The sequence below is a fragment of the Corynebacterium sp. 51B genome, from assembly GCF_008930785.1.
GTDB classification, from domain to species: domain Bacteria; phylum Actinomycetota; class Actinomycetes; order Mycobacteriales; family Mycobacteriaceae; genus Corynebacterium; species Corynebacterium megadyptis.
This window is the reverse complement of sequence record NZ_PQMK01000007.1, coordinates 50344-69690: the sequence shown is the minus strand read 5'-3', so window position 1 is coordinate 69690 and position 19347 is coordinate 50344. Positions and strand designations below refer to the sequence as shown.

The 19347-nt window shown below is 64.2% G+C and carries 17 protein-coding genes; 14 read left to right on the top strand and 3 right to left on the bottom strand.

What is annotated here, in order from left to right:
• The first annotated feature begins 162 nt into the window (after positions 1–162).
• Together GBB14_RS08975 and GBB14_RS08970 are read left to right on the top strand one after the other, a co-directional pair.
• Positions 163–1296, top strand: coding sequence for a sugar phosphate nucleotidyltransferase (locus GBB14_RS08975; RefSeq protein WP_370451595.1), 1134 nt, complete (start codon positions 163–165; stop codon positions 1294–1296).
• 472 nt (positions 1297–1768) lie between these two features.
• Positions 1769–2113, top strand: coding sequence for a WhiB family transcriptional regulator (locus tag GBB14_RS08970; protein WP_225976680.1), 345 nt, complete (start codon positions 1769–1771; stop codon positions 2111–2113).
• 81 nt (positions 2114–2194) lie between these two features.
• Here the strand turns inward: GBB14_RS08970 and GBB14_RS08965 are convergent, their stop codons facing one another.
• On the bottom strand, positions 2195–2662 hold the full coding sequence (locus tag GBB14_RS08965; RefSeq protein WP_151529496.1) for a metallopeptidase family protein: 468 nt from the start codon (positions 2660–2662) through the stop codon (positions 2195–2197).
• 95 nt (positions 2663–2757) lie between these two features.
• Here GBB14_RS08965 and GBB14_RS08960 point away from each other — a divergent pair, with 95 nt between their 5' ends.
• From GBB14_RS08960 to manA, 4 genes are all read left to right on the top strand, one after another.
• Positions 2758–3216 carry a DUF3499 domain-containing protein gene (locus GBB14_RS08960; protein WP_151529494.1) on the top strand — a complete coding sequence of 153 codons (459 nt, stop codon included), beginning with the start codon at positions 2758–2760 and terminating at the stop codon, positions 3214–3216.
• Between the two features lie 89 nt (positions 3217–3305).
• On the top strand, positions 3306–4682 hold the full coding sequence (locus GBB14_RS08955; protein ID WP_151529492.1) for a phosphomannomutase/phosphoglucomutase: 1377 nt from the start codon (positions 3306–3308) through the stop codon (positions 4680–4682).
• 23 nt (positions 4683–4705) lie between these two features.
• A complete protein-coding gene (locus tag GBB14_RS08950; protein WP_151529490.1) occupies positions 4706–5695 on the top strand; it encodes a hypothetical protein in 990 nt (329 codons plus the stop codon).
• An 89-nt stretch (positions 5696–5784) separates the two neighbouring features.
• Positions 5785–7011 carry a mannose-6-phosphate isomerase, class I gene (manA, locus tag GBB14_RS08945; protein ID WP_151529488.1) on the top strand — a complete coding sequence of 409 codons (1227 nt, stop codon included), beginning with the start codon at positions 5785–5787 and terminating at the stop codon, positions 7009–7011.
• 76 nt (positions 7012–7087) lie between these two features.
• On the opposite strand, the gene GBB14_RS08940 is transcribed toward manA, so the two are convergent.
• A complete protein-coding gene (locus tag GBB14_RS08940) occupies positions 7088–7963 on the bottom strand; it encodes a hypothetical protein (RefSeq protein ID WP_151529487.1) in 876 nt (291 codons plus the stop codon).
• A 443-nt stretch (positions 7964–8406) separates the two neighbouring features.
• Here GBB14_RS08940 and GBB14_RS08935 point away from each other — a divergent pair, with 443 nt between their 5' ends.
• The 8 genes from GBB14_RS08935 to secA all read left to right on the top strand — a co-directional run bounded on the left by GBB14_RS08935 (position 8407) and on the right by secA (position 18535).
• Positions 8407–8760 carry a DUF4259 domain-containing protein gene (locus GBB14_RS08935; protein ID WP_151529485.1) on the top strand — a complete coding sequence of 118 codons (354 nt, stop codon included), beginning with the start codon at positions 8407–8409 and terminating at the stop codon, positions 8758–8760.
• On the top strand, positions 8760–9389 hold the full coding sequence (locus GBB14_RS08930; protein ID WP_151529484.1) for a dTMP kinase: 630 nt from the start codon (positions 8760–8762) through the stop codon (positions 9387–9389). The genes GBB14_RS08935 and GBB14_RS08930 overlap by 1 nt, the downstream gene beginning before the upstream one ends.
• A 4-nt stretch (positions 9390–9393) precedes the next feature.
• Entirely contained in the window at positions 9394–10074 is a 681-nt protein-coding gene (gene mtrA / locus GBB14_RS08925) for an MtrAB system response regulator MtrA (RefSeq protein WP_151529483.1), read from the top strand.
• Positions 10075–10093: 19 nt separating this feature from the next.
• The gene (mtrB, locus tag GBB14_RS08920; protein ID WP_274703398.1) at positions 10094–12190 is read left to right on the top strand and encodes an MtrAB system histidine kinase MtrB; all 2097 of its coding nucleotides are present in this window, start codon (positions 10094–10096) and stop codon (positions 12188–12190) included.
• The gene (locus tag GBB14_RS08915; protein ID WP_151529482.1) at positions 12171–13985 is read left to right on the top strand and encodes an LpqB family beta-propeller domain-containing protein; all 1815 of its coding nucleotides are present in this window, start codon (positions 12171–12173) and stop codon (positions 13983–13985) included. The genes mtrB and GBB14_RS08915 overlap by 20 nt, the downstream gene beginning before the upstream one ends.
• A 190-nt stretch (positions 13986–14175) precedes the next feature.
• Entirely contained in the window at positions 14176–14688 is a 513-nt protein-coding gene (locus GBB14_RS08910) for a ComF family protein (RefSeq protein WP_225976674.1), read from the top strand.
• 188 nt (positions 14689–14876) lie between these two features.
• On the top strand, positions 14877–15548 hold the full coding sequence (gene hpf / locus GBB14_RS08905; RefSeq protein ID WP_151529480.1) for a ribosome hibernation-promoting factor, HPF/YfiA family: 672 nt from the start codon (positions 14877–14879) through the stop codon (positions 15546–15548).
• 368 nt (positions 15549–15916) lie between these two features.
• Complete coding sequence (gene secA / locus GBB14_RS08900; RefSeq protein WP_151529605.1) at positions 15917–18535, top strand: preprotein translocase subunit SecA; 2619 nt, start codon at positions 15917–15919, stop codon at positions 18533–18535.
• Between the two features lie 48 nt (positions 18536–18583).
• Here the strand turns inward: secA and GBB14_RS08895 are convergent, their stop codons facing one another.
• Complete coding sequence (locus GBB14_RS08895; protein WP_151529479.1) at positions 18584–19168, bottom strand: hypothetical protein; 585 nt, start codon at positions 19166–19168, stop codon at positions 18584–18586.
• Between the last annotated feature and the right edge of the window lie 179 nt (positions 19169–19347).

The window sequence follows — 19347 nt, the reverse complement described above, 5'->3', positions numbered from 1 at the left end:
TATTTGCCGCGGCGCGTGGGCGTGCCGCGACCGACGCGGGCGCGCGCTGGGATAGATTACAAGGAAAGCACCACTGCTTTGGCTGCGGCCCACCTCTGCGTGCAGCCTGCGCCTGAGACGTGGGCGGGACTATTGAGATAAGTAAGGTACAAGCACTCGATGATGAGCTCACCCCACACATTCGATCCGGTGTCGACGACCCTAGCCGAGGGTACCGAGGTACCGGCGCGCGAGGTAGATGCTGTGATCTTGGTCGGCGGCAAAGGTACACGCCTGCGCCCGCTGACGGTGAACACACCGAAGCCCATGCTTCCGACCGCCGGCGTGCCCTTCCTGCAGCACCTGCTCGCCCGCATCAAGGCGGCCGGCATGACCCACATTGTTCTCTCCACCTCCTATAAGGCCGAGGTATTCGAGTCCTACTTCGGCGACGGCTCCGAGTTTGGAGTCGAGATCGACTACGTGGTGGAAGAAGAGGCCCTCGGCACCGGCGGCGGCATTCGCAACGTGCTGGAGAAGCTGCGCTATGACACCGCGCTCGTGTTCAACGGCGACGTGCTCGGCGGTGCGGATCTCGGGGCCCTCTTGGACACCCACGCCGCGAATGACGCCGACGTGACCCTGCACCTGGTGCGCGTGGCGGATCCCCGCTCCTATGGCTGTGTGACAACCGATAGCGAGGGGCGTGTGGTGGAGTTTCTGGAAAAGACCCAGGACCCGCCGACCAATCAGATCAATGCCGGCGCCTATGTGTTCTCTCGCCCGGTGATTGAGACCATCCCCGCCAATCGCAATGTCTCCGTGGAGCGCGAGATTTTCCCGCGCCTATTGGAGGAGGAGTGCCGCGTGTTCTCCTATGTGGACAACTCCTATTGGCGCGATATGGGCACCCCGGAGGACTTCGTTCGTGGTTCTTCGGATCTGGTCCGCGGTATTGCCCCCTCGCCGCTGTTGGCAGGGTGCACCGGCGAGTCCGTGGTGGCTCCCTCCGCGGCGGTGCGCGATGGCGTGCTGCTGCTCGGCGGCACGGTGGTGGGGCGCGGCACCGAGATCGGCGCCGGCTCCCGCCTCGACGCCACCGTGGTTTTCGATGGCGCCACCATTGAGCCGGGGGCGATCATCTCCAATTCGATCATCGGTGCGGGGGTGCATATCGGCCCCAATACCCACATTCACGATGCAATCGTGGGCGATGGCGCCACCTTGGGGGCACGCTGCGAGCTACGCGGCGGGATGCGCGTGTGGCCGGGGGTGTCCATTCCGGATGGGGGCATTCGCTTTTCGACGGATGCCTAAGGGCTCGCGCTAGCCGCTGCCCGTAGCCGGCGCGCGAGGGACGCGCTTCGGGCCCGTTGGCATATATGGCCGGCGACATCTATATGTAGTACCCCCACGCCTCACCCCCGAGGCTGGGGGTTTGTTAATTTTGTGACGAATGTGGCGATTATCCAGCAAATTCGCGCATTTTCATCCAGGGAGGGTCGAAGCGGCTTGACGATATCTAGGCCCGCGTGTGTAATCACAAGTGTGTAACTGGCTCGCATTCCCTCTCGCTAGCCGGAGTCAAAAATCCACCCCAGTGGTGGGTGAGGAGCGGAACATTCCCCGGTGAAAATCACACGGAATGTTCCACCTCGAATACTGTCGGACTGATCTAGTGAGAGATAGCAGTGCGGGCTGCGCGCGAGGCGCGCTGAGGAAGTAGCAAAGAGATCACGCCGGCAAAGAAAGGGGGCTTGACGTGGAAAATAAGGCCGATCACCTCGTGATCAGCAGCGTCGAGGGTGACTACCCCGATACTGATGCGCAGGATCACGGCGATGCCACCACCCGTTCCGCTGCGGCGGAATCCTCCTACGGTGAACTCAGTTTTGATGATCTTTTCGGAGCCGTCGAGCAGGAATGGCACGACCAGGCGCTATGTGCCCAGACTGACCCCGAGGCATTCTTTCCTGAAAAGGGCGGCTCCACCCGTGAGGCCAAGCGCATCTGCAAGGCCTGCGGTGTCCGCGATGAATGCCTGGAGTACGCCTTATTGCATGATGAGCGCTTCGGCATTTGGGGCGGACTCTCCGAGCGTGAGCGTCGCCGCCTGAAGAAGCAGCTCGGCTAATACGAGCCGTCCTCCTGCTCAGAGCAGCCTAGACCCGCGGGTCTAGGCTTTTTCTTTTTCTTCGGGGCCGCAGTGCCGCCATTAGAGCTCGAAGCTGGGGTCGATCACGGTGGGGGCCACGTTGAGGAATGAGGCTACCAAGGCCACGAGCACTGTATCGAGCAGCTCGGCTCGTTCCTGGGGGTTGGGGGCGCGCAGCTCGATGGGCTTGCGGAAGAGCACGATGCGCGGACGGGTGGGATTGCCATAGCGATCCACCCCGGCGGAGATAACGCGCCCCAGCGGCACCGGGCCGTCCGAGGCGATATCGTCCGGCAGGATCGTCAGATCGGTGCGCAGGCGCATGCGCGGGATCATGTCGATGGCAATATCGAGATGGTCTAACTCGGCGGCGAAGCGGGCCTGAATGGGGGCATAGGCCGCGAGGACGGCGCGATCAAAATCTTCGCTGCGGCTGACAAAGCGGGGCAAGGCCGCGGGCATCAGTGGCCCACGCACCCCGCGACCTCGACGGTCGCGAGAACGGAGGCGGGCAGGAAGGGTGCTCATAGCTTCCCACTTTAAGTGGCCGCGGCGACCAGATGGGTGAGGCGCCACCGCCAAGGACTGTCTAAACCTTGACTAACAGTCTAGACTTTTGGGGCGTGAGCCAATTTCGTCGTTGTTCCCGTCCTGGCTGCGGCAAGCCTGCCGTGGCAACGCTGACTTATGCCTATGCGGAGTCCACCGCCGTGGTGGGGCCGCTCGCTGCCCGCAATGAGCCCCACAGCTGGGACTTGTGTGCAGATCACGCCGCCCGCATCACCGCCCCCTTAGGTTGGGAGATGCTGCGTGTGGACGGCATCGATACGGGGCTGCAGGACGATGATGAGCACCTCACCGCCCTCGCCGAGGCCGTGCGTGAGGTGGGCAAGAATGCCTCCGGACTCGTGCCGCGCTCGGCTCTAAGCGAACATGGCTCGAGCACCCGCGCCGACGCTCAGCAACGCGCCCGCGATGCGGAGAACCGCCGCCACCCCGCGCGCAGCCGCCAGGATCGCCCCAAGGGCGCGGTGGGCAAGCGCCACCTCTATATCGTTCCTGCTGAGAACGAGGAATCCTAAGCGGCGGCCGCCGTGTCCGCGCGGCGGGCTATAGTTGTCGGTACGTTTTTAATCCAGTAGATCTACGTGCCTGCAAAGGAAAGAACTTTATGCGCTCGCCAGAGGCAGTCGATGCTGTAGTGAAGGCCTACGATATCCGCGGAGTCGTCGGGGAGAGTATCGACGCAGAATTCATGTACGACACCGGCGCCGCTTTCGGTCACCTGATCTATGGCGAGGGGGCCCGCCTGCTGGCCATTGGCCACGACATGCGCCCCAGCTCCCCGGAGCTCTCCCAAGCCTTCGCCGACGGTGCCGCCTCCCAGGGCGTGGACGTCATCCACCTGGGACTGGCCTCCACCGATGAGCTCTACTACGCCTCCGGGGTACTCGAGTGCGCCGGCGCGATGTTCACCGCCAGCCACAACCCCGCCCAGTACAACGGCATCAAGCTCTGCCGCTCCGGGGCGAAGCCGGTGGGGCAGGAGACCGGGCTGGCCGATATCACCGAAATGCTCATCGAGGGCGTGCCGGTGTTCGAGGGCGAGCCCGGCAGCACGGAAAGCCGTGATGTGCTCGAGGGCTATGTGGACTATCTCAACGAGCTGGTGGATATCTCCTCCATCCGGCCGCTGCGGGTAGCCATCGACGCCGCCAATGGCATGGCGGGGCTGACCGCCCCAGCGATGTTCGCCGATAGCCCCATCGAGGTCGCAGACCTCTATTTCGAACTCGACGGCACCTTCCCCAACCACGAGGCCAATCCGCTCGACCCGAAGAACCTGGTGGATCTCCAGAAGTTCGTGCTCGACACCGGCGCCGACGTCGGTTTGGCTTTCGACGGCGATGCCGACCGCTGCTTCGTGGTGGACGAGAAGGGCCAGCCAGTAAGCCCCTCGGCGATTTGTGCCCTCATTGCCGAGCGCACCCTGCGCGAGCACCCCGGTGCGACGATCATCCACAATCTCATCACCTCCAAGAGCGTGCCGGAGATTATCGCCGAGCACGGCGGCACCGCCGAGCGCACCCGCGTGGGCCACTCCTTCATTAAGAAGACGATGGCCGATACCGGAGCGAAATTCGGCGGCGAGCACTCCGCGCACTACTACTTCACCGACTTCTTCAATGCCGACTCCGGCATGCTGGCCGCGCTGCACGTCCTCGCCGCCCTGGGGGAGCAGGACGCCCCGCTCTCGGAGCTGATGGCTCGCTATAACCGCTACGCCGCCTCCGGCGAGATCAACTCTGTGCTGGAGAATGCGCAGCAGCAAGAGGAGCGTCGCGAAGCAGTGGTCGAGGCCTTCGCCGACCGTGCGGAATCCATTGACCGCCTCGATGGCGTGACCGTGGAACTGGCCGGCACTCCCGCTTGGTTTAATGTCCGCGCCTCCAATACCGAGCCGCTGCTGCGACTCAATGTGGAGGCACCCACCGCCGCGGATGTGGAGGAGCTCGTGAACGAAATCCTCGGCATCATCCGCGCCTAACCCACCGCTAGGGGCCGCCAGCCATGATGAACCAGCAGGAACTCTTCGACCTGTCCCACGAGGGCGCCCAAATCCGCGCCATCGCCAGCGCCGTGCGCGACGGTGCCCTGGAGCTGAGTAGCTCGCCGCGGGCGATCATCGTGGTGGCCCCGGACTATCTCAATCGCTGCGTGGTGCGCGCGGGGCTGGCCCTGCTGCCCAGCGCCGGGGTGCCGGTGGTGTGCGTGCCGGCGCTTCCGCGCTATGCCGGAGCGATGGATGTGGTGATCATCAGCGCCGATGAAGCCCACGAGTCCCAGGCCTATGCCGCCGCCAGCACCGCCCATGCGCGGGGATGCGTGAGCATCCTGCTCAGTCCTTTCGCCTCCTATACCGCCGAAGAGACCGGGGTGACTGGGGTGCCGGCACTGCCCTCGGTGACGCAAAACTCGCCGGCGCGCACCATCGCGGCCCTCGCCGCCGCGGTTCTCGGCCTGCGCATGGACGCCGCCGGGGTGGCCGACACCCTCGCCTCCATCGCCGATGAGGTGGATGAGGAACTAGCCGCCTGCCACCCTGATCGCGATAGCGTGGTCAATCCGGCGCGCTCCTTGGCCGAGTATGTGCAGGACTCGCCGGTGGTCCACGTGGCGGCCAGCGACGATAGCGAGGAGATCGCCACCCTCATTGCGGCTCTCTTTAGCCGCGCCGGCGGCGTGCACACCGCGCTATCGGCGCCGGGCTATCGGCTCCACGATGAGTCCTCGCCCAGCACGTCTGAGGACATCTTCTATGACCCGTTCCTCGACGAACCGCCGACGGTGCTATCCTCAAAGGTTGTTGTTTGGGCACTCGGCTCCATAGCCGATCTCGTGATGCCTATTGAAGCGCGCTGCGAATACTGCGAGAATCATTCAGCAGACACAGCGGACGCGCTGCCACTCGGAGACGCGCACCCAGCCGACTCCGAGTCACTTGCACCAGGCCTAAGGCTCATTGCACGCGCGTGGGCAGCCAGCTGCGCCACTGCATAAATATGCAGCGCACTGGCTTCGTGTGTAGTTGCATGAGCCGCTTTAAGGCGTGCGCTGCAAAGCGCAGGCCAAGGAGGTAATAGACGTACATGCACCGTCTCGAGGGAATCGAGCGGGCCTATCCATGGGGTTCCCGCACCGCCATTCCACGGCTGAAAGGGGATCAGGCCCCCGCGCCGCATCCCATCGCCGAACTGTGGTTTGGGGCGCACCCAGCTTCCCCTTCCACGGTGGACGGCGAGCCGCTGAGCGAGCTCATTGCCCAGCAGCCCAGTGAGTGGCTGGGCGAGCGCATCGCCGATCGCTACCAGAACCGGCTGCCGTATTTGGTCAAGATTCTCGCCGCCGATGAGCCCTTGAGCCTCCAGGCCCATCCCTCGAAGCAGCAAGCCGAGGATGGCTGGGAGCGAGAGAATGCCCTCGGTATTCCGGTAGGCGGGGCGCAGCGCAACTACAAGGACGATAACCACAAGCCCGAGGTGCTGGTGGCGCTGTCCGAGTTTGAGGCCATGGCGGGTTTTCGTCCCCTCGCGCAGACGATTCAGCTGCTGCGCCAGCTGAACTGCGCGGCCATGGAGCGCTACCTGCACATGATCGACGATGGTCAGGCGCTCGCGGAGAAGGAAGAGGAAAACCGCCTCCGGGCGCTGTTCACCACCTGGATCACCATTCCCACCGCCGCCCGGGCGGAGCTGATTCAGAACCTCATCGGCGCCATCGACGCCCTCGATGAGACACAGGTGGAGCCGTGGATCGCCCACACCGTGCACAATGTGCGCGCCATCAATGAGCGCTATCCCAATGACATCGGTGTGCTGGGCGCCCTGCTGCTTAACCACGTGCGGCTCGAGCCCGGCGAGGCAATCTATCTGCGTGCCGGCTCTCTCCACGCCTATCTACACGGGGTGGGCGTGGAAGTGATGGCCAACTCGGACAATGTGCTGCGCGGTGGCCTCACCACCAAGCACGTGGACGTGCCCGAGCTGGTGAAGGTCTTGAGCTTTGCCCCGCTCGTTGATCCCTTCGTGACAACGCAGAGCACCACCCAGGTCGGGACCACCATCACCCGCTATCCCGTTCCGATCGAGGATTTCACGCTCTCGTGCGCGCATATCGACGCCGCGAGCCCGCCGCTCGATCTGCAGCTCAGCGGCCCCACCATTCTGGTGGCCACCGCCGGCGAGCTGACGGTCACCGATGCTGCGGGCGAGCAGCTGACACTGCGCCCCACCGAGGCGGTGTGGATGGATGAGCGTGATCGCGCTGTGAGCGTGGCCACCAGCGAGAGCGCCCACCTCTTCTGGGCGTTCGCCTAAACACGCCACGATCCCAAAAAACGGCCCCCATCCTCAAGGAGGGGGCCGTTTCTGCTATTCGGATATGGCGTCCGAGTTAAAAGCTAGTGGTGTTCCGCGGCGAGTTCACTGTGGGGCCGGTGCTCGTAGCGTCGGCGCTGGCGTTCTCCTTCGCTGGGGAAGGCTGCGCGGCCGAGCTGCTGGGGGCGGCGGAGGAGGGCGCCGGGCTGCTCTGCTGGGAGCTGCTCGGGGCCGTGCTCGTCGCGCTCGGTTGGGTGCTGCTGCGTTCATCCGCAGCGCGCTCGCTGGGCTCTACAGTGGTGGAGCTGGACGGCTCGCTCGAGGGTGTGCTCGTTGTCGTGCTCTCCGCGGGCGTATCAGCGGGGCTGCTCGGCACGGGCTCGACGTCCCCAGTGGTCGGGGTGTAGGTGTCATCATCCTCCGGCGTCGTAGTCGTGCTGCTCTCCGAGGAGGTGCTAGAGGAATCACTCGTGCCCGGAGTGGAGGAGCTGCTGCTGATTGCCGGGGTGGAGGGCTCGCCCGTGCCAATGATCGGGGGAATGCTCGGGAGGAACGATGGCAGCTGCGGGCTTGTCGTCGCGGTTTCGCCGGTGGTCGGCAGGCGCAGCACCTTGGTGGGCGGAGCCGTGCTACTCAGGGGCGCCCCGAGGGTCTGCGGGGTCGAGCCGCGGTTGGGGGCGAGGGGCGTCATGCGGGAAGGGCTGGCCTGGTACTCGGCCGAGCTGTCCTCGTCCTCTCGGCGCTCCGGCTCGCTCGACGCCTCGGTGGAGGAAGAAGAAGAGACGCTTTCGGATTCATTGACCGAGACATAGCCGCCGCGGGTCTCCGTGGAGCCTTCGCTGCGGCCATTATTGGGCGCGGCGAGCCACCACGCGCCGACACCCACGATCAGTGCGATCGCCAAGCCGGCGGAGGTGAACAGGAAGAATCGCTTCAGGTCGGTATCGACCATCGCTCACCTCTTTTCCGCCCGGCGGGCCCCGTGCACCGCTCATGAGCAAATATAACGAATCTATAACTCTCCATGGACGATAACACGAATAGGGGAGCCGTGAAAAGAGCGATAAGCAAGAAATGTTCGGCGCCGCGGCGCTTGTGCTTGACAACGGGGACATCAGACCTTAACCACCTTGTGCCCATAGGGCCGGCTCATACGCCCATTCCGCTGCGCCGCGCGCACTCCGGCTACAAACGCCGGTGGCGACAAATATTGCGGCGACGTTAGGCGTGGTAGATATGGGATAAACACGCGTCATCGCCCTTGACAGTCCCTCGTCCTTCGGCCAGCTCCACTGCGCCTGTGCCACTGCGGCGAAGGCGGGCGCCAGCTGGGTGAGGTCTGCGGCGGTGGCGTGGCCGAAATGAATACTGAACAAGCACGTGAGTGAGGTCAGCATGAGTAGTTGGGATGAAAGCATTTTCACCGAGGACGTCAACGTGGAGTTTCTCGATGAGCTCTCCACTCTCGACGGCGAGGAGATTATCGAAGCTGTCGACGATGCCTGCACGCTAGCCCTGCGCCAGCCCGAGGTCTCCGACGCCGAGCTGCACAATGGGCTCGCCGCCGCCACGATCGCCGCCATCTGGGCCGGCGCGCCCTATAGCGCCGGTGCGGTCGTGGAGGACTATCCCTTCATCCGCGAGTTCAGTGGCGCGGGCTCCGAGGAGCTGCGCGAGACCGCCGCCGAGCTTTTGGAAACCTCGGTCGAGGACGCAGATATCGACGTCTTTCTCGAGGCGCTCAACTAATGCTGGTTGCCGTCGAAGGAATTGACGGGGCAGGAAAAAACACCCTCGTCACGGCGCTGCAGCAGCGCATCCCCAGCATGGAGGTGCTCGGCTTTCCCCGCTATGAGGTCTCCGTGCACGCCCAGCTCGCCGATAAGGCCCTCAAGGGCGGCATGGGTGATCTCATCGACTCGATTCACGGCATGGCCACGCTCTTTGCTCTCGACCGCTTGGGGGCGCGGGAGCAGCTGGCCGCCGCGGCAGCTGATCCCGGACGGGTTCTGGTGCTCGATCGCTATGTGGCCTCCAATGCCGCCTATACCTCGGCGCGGCTGGCCGATGAGTCCGCAGCGCAGTGGGTGGCGGAGCTCGAGTTCACCACCTTTGCTCTGCCCGCGCCGGATGTGCAGGTGCTGCTGGATACGCCGGTGCAGATGGCGGCGGCCCGAGCGCAGCGTCGTGAAGCGCAGGACGCCACCCGCCCCCGCGATGCCTATGAGCGCGACGCGGATCTACAAACGCGCACGGCCTGTGCTTATCGACGCCTCGCTGCGGAGGGATGGGGCAGCCCGTGGATTGTGGCCGCCCCGGAGGATTCGCCGGCGAAGACAGCTGAACGCATCATGAATACATTAGGTATGGAATTATAAAATTATGGGTGCACCGAAAATTCTCGTCGTAGATGACGATCCCGCAATCTCTGAGATGCTGGTCCTCGTGTTAAAGACCGAGGGCCTGCAGGCGATCCCGGTTCTCGATGGCGCCGAGGCCGTGAGTGCTTTCGAGCAGCATCAGCCCGATCTCGTGCTGCTGGACCTCATGCTGCCCGGCATGAATGGCATCGATATTTGCCGTGTCATTCGCCAAAACTCCACCGTGCCGATCATCATGCTCACCGCCAAGACGGACACCGTGGACGTGGTGCTCGGGCTGGAGTCCGGGGCCGATGACTATGTGAATAAGCCCTTCAAGGTTCAAGAGCTCGTGGCGCGTATCCGGGCGCGTCTGCGCCGCGCCGATGAGGAACCCGGCGAGCACTTCGAGATCGGTGGACTAAAGATCGATGTGCCGAGCCACTCCGTCACCCGCGATGGAGAGGAAACCCAGCTCACCCCGATCGAGTTTGATCTGCTCACCGAGCTGGCCCGCAAGCCTGGTCAGGTGCTCTCCCGCGAGGAGCTGCTGGAGAAGGTCTGGGGCTATCACAACGCCTCCGATACCCGACTGGTGAATGTGCACATTCAGCGCCTGCGCGCCAAGATCGAGAAGAACCCCGAGAACCCGCAGATCGTTTTGACCGTGCGCGGCGTCGGCTATAAGACCGGCGCAGTGTAGGGCGAGCCGGCTCATCGTTGTGACCATCCGCCAACTCAAATCCGAGGCGCGGCGACTGCGCTATACCGTCGCCCACAAGTGGAACACATCACTGCAGATCCGAGTGATCGGATCGATCTTCGTGGTGTGTGCCCTTGTCGTGCTCATTTTGGGCCTGTCCATGATCTCGATCACCACGCAGCGGCTGGTGGACGCCAAGCTGGACATTGCCAATTCGGAAATCGATAGGGCGCGCCAGACCGTGGAGCAGCAGATCGCCTCCATTGATTCCGCCACCAGCTTGCAGCTGCAGGTGAATTCGGCGCGCTCGGCGTTGGCGGCGCGGGCCGGCGGACCGGTGGCGGATAAGGCCGCGGTGTATGAGCCGGTCGTGGTGGTCAATAGCGACAACGATGCCGATGTGATCAGCTCCCCCGAGGGCTATCAGATTCCGCCCCGCTTGCGTCGCTTTGTCAGCGAGGGGCAGGTCTCCTATCAGTTCACCGTGGTGGACAATGCGGATGGCAGCAGCGTGAAATCGCTGATTATCGGCACGCCGACCGATTCTGGGGTGCCGGATCTGCAGGTATATCTCGTGCTCTCGATGGAAAACGAAGAGCAAACCCTGGCGCTGATGCGCGGCCTCTTCGCCGCCGGTGGCGTGGTGCTGCTGGTGCTGCTGGTGGGCATCTCGTGGCTGCTCACCCAGCAGATCACGGGGCCGGTGCGCTCGGCCTCGCGTATCGCCCAGCGCTTCGCCGATGGGCACTTCCGCGAGCGCATGGTGGTCGATGGCGAAGATGAGATGGCGCGCATGGCCATGAGCTTTAACTCCATGGCCGAGGAGCTCTCCAAGCAGATCGACCAGCTCAAGGAATACGGCGATCTACAGCGACAATTCACCTCCGATGTCTCCCATGAGCTCTCCACCCCGCTGACCTCGGTGCGTATGGCCGCGGAGTTGATCGCCAATCAGCGCGAGGAACTGGATCCGCTCACCCAGCACGCCTCCGATGTGCTCATTCGCGAGCTCGACCGCTTCGAGGCCCTCCTCAAGGACCTCTTGGAGATCTCCAAACACGATGCCGGAGTGGCGACGCTGTCTGCCTCCGAGGGCGATGTGCGCTCGGTGGTGATCGCCGTGTGGAAACAGGTGAAGCACTTGGCCGAGAAGGTGGGGGTCTCGGTGCGTTTTGACCTGCCGCAGGAGCCGGTGATGGCCACCGTGGATCCGCGGCGCGTCGAACGCATCCTGCGCAATCTCGTGGCCAATGCCATCGACCACTCCGAAGGCAAGCCGGTGCTGGTGCGCCTGCGCGGCAATGAGGAGGCCGTGGCCCTGGCGGTCTGCGATAACGGTGTGGGGCTCAAGCCCAGCCAAGAGGAGCTGGTATTTGAACGCTTCTGGCGGGCCGATCCCTCCCGCAAGCGCCACTCGGGCGGCACCGGGCTGGGGCTGGCCATGTCCCGCGAGGACGCGCAGCTGCACGGCGGTCGCCTCGAAGCCATCGGCGAGCCCGGCGTGGGCACCATGTTCCGCCTCACCCTGCCGCGCCACCCGCATGAGCACGTCGAGAACTCGCCGCTGCCGCTGGATCTCATCGATACCTCCATCTCGGTGGGCGTGACCGAGCTGCCCACCGATGAGTTCGAGGCCCAGCAGGCGGCCTCCGGCTCCGCCCTCGGTGCGGCCGCAGAAGAAGGGGAGACCACGGAGCCCGCGGCGGCCACCGCTAGCCCCGCTGCCTCTCCCGCGACGGCTGCTCCTGCCACCGAGCTATCGGAGAACGAGATCGCTGAGATCGCCGATGAAGAATGGGCCCGCGCTGAATTCGGCGCCTTCGACGATCCCTCTGCCGAGGAGGGGAAGACCCAGCCCGGCGCAGTTGGCGAGGAGCCTGGGGGAGAGATGGATTCCACTGAGGCATCGCAGGCGCGGCCGCCGCACCGGGACTACCTCGCCGATCTCATGGAAATCTCGGAAGAGGAGCTCGCCGCCGCGGAGCTGGAAGACTTCGGGCCGCTTGAGGACACCGAGGGCTCTGAGGGCTCCGCGGACGCCGCCGATGGCCCGGCCGCTGGCCCGCAGGAGGAGCCGCCGAAGCTGAAGGAGGACGATGATGACTGGCGCGAATAAACCCCGATCCGCCGCCCGCCGCACTGTGGCTGCGGCGGTGCTGGCCACGGCGCTATTTACCGCCGGCTGCACCAGCCTGCCCACCGATTCCGATCCGCAGGCGCTACGCTCCTTCGAGCCCGGGGCGGATGTGGGCGGAGAGCTCACCCCCGAGCCCGGGCGGGAACCGGACCTTTTGCTGCGCGATTTCTTTACTGCCTCGGCGAATCCCAGCAAAAACTATGCCAGTGCCCGTAACTTCATGACACCCGAGGCTGCCGCCGCGTGGAAAGAAAGTCCCGAGTCCAGCACGGGGGCGATCGTCGTCGATCGTGTGGACCTCAACGCCAAGGGAACTCCGCGCGATGGCACAGTCGGCTACACGGTGCGCGGCGAGGTGGTGGGCTATCTCCGCGAGGGCGGGGTTTATCAACCGGAGCATGCGTCCTTTGAGGCAGAAATGTCGCTGAAGAGGGTGGACGGCGAGTGGCGGATCGCCTCGCTGCCCGATGGGGTCATCATCGAGATGAGCGAGCTGAGCAAGCAATATCAGCCGCGCGATATCTACTTCTTCGATCCCAAGTTTCAGAGGCTGGTGGCGGATCGCCGCTGGGTGCATTCCGATCCGGATTCTCTCGACACCACGCTGCTGACGCTGTTAGCGGCGGGTCCGCGGGAGGCGCTGCGTGAGGGCGTAAAAACGGCGCTGCCGCCGAATTCCACCTTTATTGGCGAGCAAAACTCGGCCTATGAGTTCACGGGGCTGCAAACCCTCAGCTCGGAAGAGCGGCAGCTCTTCGTGGCCCAAGCCGCCTGGACCCTGGCCCGCTCCGATATCGCCGATCCCTACACCATCACCTCCGATGGCCTGCCGCTCTCGGCGGGGTCGAATACCACCTCATTATCGGATGTTGCCGAGTTCAATCCCTTCGCCTCTGCAGCGGTGTCCTTGCCGCTCTACGCGGTGGCGCAGGGAGAGCTATATTCCATCGAAAATGACACCCCGGCGCGCGTTTCTACCCAGGGTGGAACCAAGGGCGTGATGCAATCGGCGGATGTTTTTGCCAGCTCCGACTCGGTGGCGGCGGTGTATTCCACCGATCCCAGCGAGGATGAGGATCCCGAGGTGTCGGCGGTGGATGAGTCGGTGAAGGACTCCACCCTCTATTACGGCGGCTTCGATGTGCCAATGAAAATGGCCCTCGAGGGGCGCAGTATCACCCGTCCCACCTTCGCCGCCGATGGCAATTCCATCTGGAGTGTTGTGGATGGCACCACCGTGGTGCGCACCGCCCGTTCCACTTCCAGTGGGGAAGTGGCCAATACCGAGGTGAACATAGATGAGCTATGGGACACGATCGACGCCGAGGAGGAATCGCGCCGCCCGCCGATCACGGCACTGCGCCTGTCGCCGACGGGCGTGCGTGCCGCGTTCATCGTGGAAGGCGATGTGTATCTGGGCACGGTAGTCTCGGAGCAATCGGGCGAGTACGCACTGCACGCGATCCAAAATATTGCGCCGTCTCTGGGCAACCAGGCCACCACGTTGGACTGGACGCCCACAGGCTCGTTGATCGTGGGCACCAAGAGCCAAGAAACCCCGGTGTGGCAGCTCTCCACCGATGGCTCCGAGGCGATCGCGTTGCCCAATGGCAATATCACCGCCCCGGTGCGGGGCGTAGCGGCCGGTAACTCTAACTATGTGGTGGCCGATCAGCACTCGGTTCTGCAATTGCCCATCGGCGGTAATTCCACCTTCTGGCGCGAGGTCCCGGCTTTGCAAGGAACCCGTGCGATCCCCGTGGTCGCGCGTTAAGCTGCGGGCACGAGACGGCGCGGAATCGCCTTATTAGGCAGCCGCGCCGCAACGGCCCACACGGGGGGAGGCTGCCATGAGCGGGGCGTGGGAATGGATGCTGCCGATGCGCTGCGCGGGATGTCACGCGCCGGGAGTACGCCTGTGTGCGCGGTGTGCGCGGGCGTTGGCGCAGCCGCCGGAACTGGTTATGCCCACTGTGGAGCTGGATGTTCCGGTATGGGCCTGCGGCCCTTATGGCGGGGCGCATCGCCAGATCATCGTGGAGATGAAAGAGCGCGGACGGGTGGATGTGATCCCGCACGCGGCGGCGGTACTGCGGGCGGCCCTCGAGTTCATGGCCGCACGCGGGGAGCTGCCGGAGCCGCAGCGGCTGAGCCTCGTTCCGGCGCCCACCACTCGGCGCAATGCCCGCCGTCGCGGCGGCGATCATGTGACCGCGCTGTGCCGTCATACCCACATCCCCACCTCTGAGCTGCTCTTCCGCACGCCCAGTGCCCGCGATTCGGTGGGGTTGAGTGCAGCGGAGCGGCGGCGCAGCCTGAGCGGCTCGGTGCGTGTGAGGCGAGCCCCGCGGCCACTGCATCCCGTGCTGCTTGTCGACGATGTCCTCACGACGGGATCCACTCTGGCCGCGAGTCGAGCCGCGCTGGCGTATGTGGGGGTAAGGGTGATCGGTGCCATAACCTTAGCGGCGGCTTAGAGAAATCCGCGTTACTGGGCTAATGCGGGCTCGTCCTGTCCGCTAAGGGCGAACATCGTTGAGAACCCTAGAAGATTGGTCATAACCAGATGTATTCTTGAGGTGCAAGACATCATCGTCACCGCAGACCGCGGAGGAGCAATCCAGCCCTTCCGTTGGTGGTGGCCAACCCCGGGAGGTACACGCACGTGACTACACCTGCTGACAACACCGAGACTCTGCGCCCAGAAGCACAGGTTCGCATTACCGGACGCAATGTTGAGGTTCCCGAGCACTTCGCTGAGCGTGTCAATACTAAGCTCTCCAAGATCGAGCGCCTCGATCCCACCCTTACCTTCTTCCACGTCGAGCTGCAGCACGAGCCGAATCCGCGCCGTGCCGATCGCGCCGATCGTATTCAGATCACCGCCACCGGTAAGGGCCACTTGGCTCGCGCCGAGGCGAAGGAGGATAGCTTCTACGCCGCGCTGGAGACCGCGCTGGCCAAGATGGAGCGCTCGCTGCGCAAGGTGAAGGCCCGCCGCACCATCAGCCGTTCCGGTCACCGCGCCCCGTTGTCCACCGGCGAGATCGCCCGCGAACTCGTGGACGAGGCGAAGGCCGCCCGGGCGGAGGAAGATGATCGTTATGCAGACACCTACGCCGACAAGGTGGAGGATGCTATGCCCGGCCAGATCGTTCGTCGCAAGGAGCACGCCGCTACCCCGATGAGCGTGGACGATGCTCTCTCCGAGATGGAGCTGGTGGGCCACGATTTCTACCTCTTCATCGATGAGGAGACCAACCGTCCGTCCGTGGTGTACCGTCGCCACGCTTTCGACTACGGACTGATCGCCCTGACGGAGGACGAGGAGAGCTAGTTCCTCGACCGCCACGGCGGGAGTGCCATTCGACCCGCCCGGAGCACACGAGCTCGGGGCGGGTCGCTGCTGTGTCCGGCCCACCCAGCTCGGGCGGGTTAGCTACACCCCGGAGCTAGCCGGCGGGGTGGTGCTCTTAGGGCATGCTGCATCGTCTGCGTGCTGGGGTGCGTACAATAGGCACAGACTTGTGGGCAGCGGCGCCTTATCTTCATCTCCGATAGTGCGTTATGCTGCACGAAGCAAAAGCTTGAACGTGGGTGTGTCGTGCGCCGCGCCGATGAAGGGCGCGGAGGCGGCGCGTCGCTCCGGTTGTCGATATATAAGGAAAAGTAGAGCCTGTGCTAGGACTGTCAAAGCTACTCCGGATGGGTGAGGGGCGCGCTGTTAAACGTCTGCGTCACCTCGCTGATCAGGTCATCGCAGTGGAATCGGACTACGAAAAGCTCAGCGATGATGAGCTGCGTGCAAAGACCGACGAGTTCAAAAAGCGCCTCGAGGACGGTGAAACCGTCGATGACCTCGTGGTTGAGGCGTTCGCGGTGGCGCGCGAGGCGTCGTGGCGCGTGCTCGGCCAGAAACACTACCCGGTACAGATCATGGGCGGCGGCGCCCTGCACTTCGGCAATGTCGCCGAAATGAAGACTGGTGAGGGTAAGACCCTCACCTGTGTGCTGCCCGCCTATCTCAATGCCCTTGAGGGCAAGGGTGTGCACGTGGTCACCGTGAACGACTACTTGGCTAAGCGGGACTCCGAGTGGATGGGTCGTGTCCACCGCTTCCTGGGGCTGCGTACCGACGTGATTCTGGCTACGAAAACCCCGGCGCAGCGTCGTGAAGCCTATGCTGCCGACATCACGTATGGCACCAATAATGAGTTCGGTTTCGACTATCTGCGAGACAATATGGCGCGCTCGCTCAACGATTTGGTGCAGCGCGGGCACCACTACGCCATCGTGGACGAGGTGGACTCCATCCTCATCGACGAGGCCCGCACCCCGCTGATTATTTCCGGCGCCGTGGAGGGAACCTCGCAGTGGTACACCGCCTTCTCCCAGATCGCACCGCGCATGAAGAAGGACATCCACTATGAAGTGGACGTGCGCAAGCGCACCGTTGGTGTGAAGGAAGAGGGCGTATCCTTCGTCGAGGACCAGCTGGGCATCGACAATCTCTATGCGCCCGAGCACTCGCAGCTGGTCAGCTACCTGAACAATGCGCTCAAGGCCAAGGAGCTATTCACCCGCGATAAGGACTACATCGTGCGCAACGGTGAGGTCATGATCGTGGACGAGTTCACCGGCCGTGTGCTTTCTGGTCGCCGCTATAACGAGGGCATGCACCAGGCCATTGAGGCCAAGGAGCAGGTGGAGATCAAAAACGAGAACCAGACTCTCGCGACCATCACCCTGCAGAACTACTTCCGCCTCTACGACAAGCTCGCAGGCATGACCGGTACCGCCGAGACCGAGGCCGCCGAGCTGCACCAAATCTATAAACTCGACGTGATCGCGGTGCCGCCGAACCGCCCCAACCAGCGCAGCGACGAGCCCGACTTGATCTACAAGACGCAGGAGGCGAAGTTCGCGGCCGTGGCCGATGACATCGCCGAGCGCGTGGAGAAGGGCCAGCCGGTGCTGGTGGGTACCACCTCCGTGGAGCGTTCCGAGTACCTGTCCACCCTGCTGCAGCGCCGTGGCATCAAGCACAATGTGCTCAATGCCAAGCACCACGAGCAAGAGGCCCAGTATGTGGCCCAGGCGGGCTTGCCGGGCAATGTCACCGTGGCCACCAATATGGCCGGCCGTGGTACGGACATCGTGCTGGGCGGCAACCCGGACATTCTCGCGGACCTGGCCTTGCGTGAGCGCGGTTTGGATCCGGTGGAGAAGCCGGAGGAGTACGAGGAGGCCTGGGACGAGGCCATCGCCGAGGCCAAGAAGCGCTCCGAGAAGTACGCCGAGCAGGTGCGCGAGGCCGGTGGCCTCTACGTGCTGGGTACCGAGCGCCATGAGTCCCGCCGCATCGACAATCAGCTGCGTGGCCGCTCCGGGCGTCAGGGCGATCCGGGAGAGACCCGCTTCTACCTCTCGCTGCGTGATGAGCTCATGGTGCGGTTCCGCGGCCAGGCCATCGAGTCCATGATGAACCGCCTGAATGTGCCGGACGATGTGCCGATCGAAGCGAAGATGGTGTCCAACTCCATCAAGACCGCGCAGTCGCAGGTGGAGAACCAGAACTTCGAGGCGCGCAAGAACGTGCTCAAGTACGACGAAGTGATGAACGAGCAGCGCAAGGTGGTCTACGGCGAGCGCCGCGAGATCCTCGAGGGCATGGACGTCGAGCCCTTTGTGAAGAACATGATCGACGAAACCCTCTCCGCCTATGTCGCCGCCGCCACCGAGGTGGGCTACGTCGAGGACTGGGACCTCAATGAGCTGTGGAACGCCCTCGAGGCGCTCTATGGCCCCAGCTTTGAGTACCAGGAGCTCATCGACGGCACCGAGTATGGTGCAGCCGGCGAGCTCTCCGCCGAGGAGCTGCGCCAGGCGCTGATCGACGACGCCCGCGCCTGCTATGCCCAGCTGGAGGAGGCCGTGACCTCCCTCGGCGGCGAGGAGCAGATGCGCAACTTGGAGCGCACCATCATCTTGTCCATCGTGGACCAGAAGTGGCGCGAGCACCTCTATGAGATGGACTATCTCAAGGAGGGCATCGGCCTGCGCGCCATGGCACAGCGCGATCCGCTGGTGGAATACCAGAAGGAGGGCGGCGACATGTTCAATGCCATGAAGGACGGCATCAAGGAAGAAACTGTCCGCCAGCTCTTCCTGCTGCGCCAGCAGTTCGTGCCCAAGATGGAAGAGGCCGGCACCGCCGACATCAACAACGATGGCAAGATCGACGCCGAGGACATCGGCGGAGATGTGGCCAAGGTGCGCCAGGCCGAGTCCAAGCGTACCTACCGTGGGCCCGCCGAGAGCTAAACTCGCCCGCCCCGCCGCCCGCAGGACACCAGCTGCGGGCGGCGCCGCTTAAAACACCCGCAGCGTGTGAACACACCACACCCTGCGGGTTGTTTTATGCGCGTGCAGCTCCATGGCACCCGCCATGAAGCGGTGTTGGCTCACCGCGCCCAGCGGCTGGCCGAGGCGCACCACAAAGTCGAAGCGGTCCCGGCGGTAGACATCTGGGATCACCCGCAGCTCGGCGATAGGTGGGGGAGTGGAATCCGCCGTGACTTTCTGGACGGCGATGATCCGACGCATCATGGCCACATGGGCGCGGACCTGCAGGGCGAAGCGGGCAGGGGCGAGGGTGCTGGGCTCCGCGGCCCCGCTCATCACCGCCAGCATTCTGCTCACCGGGGGTTGGGCGATGCTGAGCAGATCCGAGAGGCGGCGGCGCTGGCGCGCTCGCGGCTGGGCGCCGGGCTGAGGTGTGGCCTGCGCCGCCCCACGCGCCAGGGGGCGCAGTGACTCCACGGGGGAAAGCGTCGATTCGGCGGCGGCTGCGGTGGCGGCTGCGGTGGCGGCTGCGGATAGCGCCGCGGCTGGGTGCAGCTTTTTCAGATGGGTGGTACCGGCAATGGAGATAAAAGGCGAGCTCTGGGCGCTCATGGCTCTCACACGGCCTTCCTGCGCGGGATGTGCGCGATCGCGGAAAGCAGCCCGCGGCCGCGTGGCGGCTTGTGGCCCGTGGAATCCCCCTGTGTCCCGCGTATAGTATGGCATGGTTAGCAGCGCGGCGCCCGCCGTGCCTGCATAGATGCGCCCTTGGGGCGATAGCAACAACACAA

Excerpts from the sequence above, each read along its gene's own strand:
- GBB14_RS08975 (WP_370451595.1), top strand. The coding sequence starts at position 163 with ATGAGCTCACCCCACACATTCGATCCGGTGTCGACGACCCTAGCCGAG.
- GBB14_RS08965 (WP_151529496.1), bottom strand. The coding sequence starts at position 2,662 with ATGAGCACCCTTCCTGCCCGCCTCCGTTCTCGCGACCGTCGAGGTCGC.
- GBB14_RS08955 (WP_151529492.1), top strand. The coding sequence starts at position 3,306 with ATGCGCTCGCCAGAGGCAGTCGATGCTGTAGTGAAGGCCTACGATATC.
- GBB14_RS08950 (WP_151529490.1), top strand. The coding sequence starts at position 4,706 with ATGATGAACCAGCAGGAACTCTTCGACCTGTCCCACGAGGGCGCCCAA.
- manA (WP_151529488.1), top strand. The coding sequence starts at position 5,785 with ATGCACCGTCTCGAGGGAATCGAGCGGGCCTATCCATGGGGTTCCCGC.
- GBB14_RS08940 (WP_151529487.1), bottom strand. The coding sequence starts at position 7,963 with ATGGTCGATACCGACCTGAAGCGATTCTTCCTGTTCACCTCCGCCGGC.
- GBB14_RS08935 (WP_151529485.1), top strand. The coding sequence starts at position 8,407 with ATGAGTAGTTGGGATGAAAGCATTTTCACCGAGGACGTCAACGTGGAG.
- GBB14_RS08930 (WP_151529484.1), top strand. The coding sequence starts at position 8,760 with ATGCTGGTTGCCGTCGAAGGAATTGACGGGGCAGGAAAAAACACCCTC.
- mtrA (WP_151529483.1), top strand. The coding sequence starts at position 9,394 with ATGGGTGCACCGAAAATTCTCGTCGTAGATGACGATCCCGCAATCTCT.
- GBB14_RS08915 (WP_151529482.1), top strand. The coding sequence starts at position 12,171 with ATGATGACTGGCGCGAATAAACCCCGATCCGCCGCCCGCCGCACTGTG.
- GBB14_RS08910 (WP_225976674.1), top strand. The coding sequence starts at position 14,176 with ATGCCCACTGTGGAGCTGGATGTTCCGGTATGGGCCTGCGGCCCTTAT.
- secA (WP_151529605.1), top strand. The coding sequence starts at position 15,917 with ATGGGTGAGGGGCGCGCTGTTAAACGTCTGCGTCACCTCGCTGATCAG.
- GBB14_RS08895 (WP_151529479.1), bottom strand. The coding sequence starts at position 19,168 with ATGAGCGCCCAGAGCTCGCCTTTTATCTCCATTGCCGGTACCACCCAT.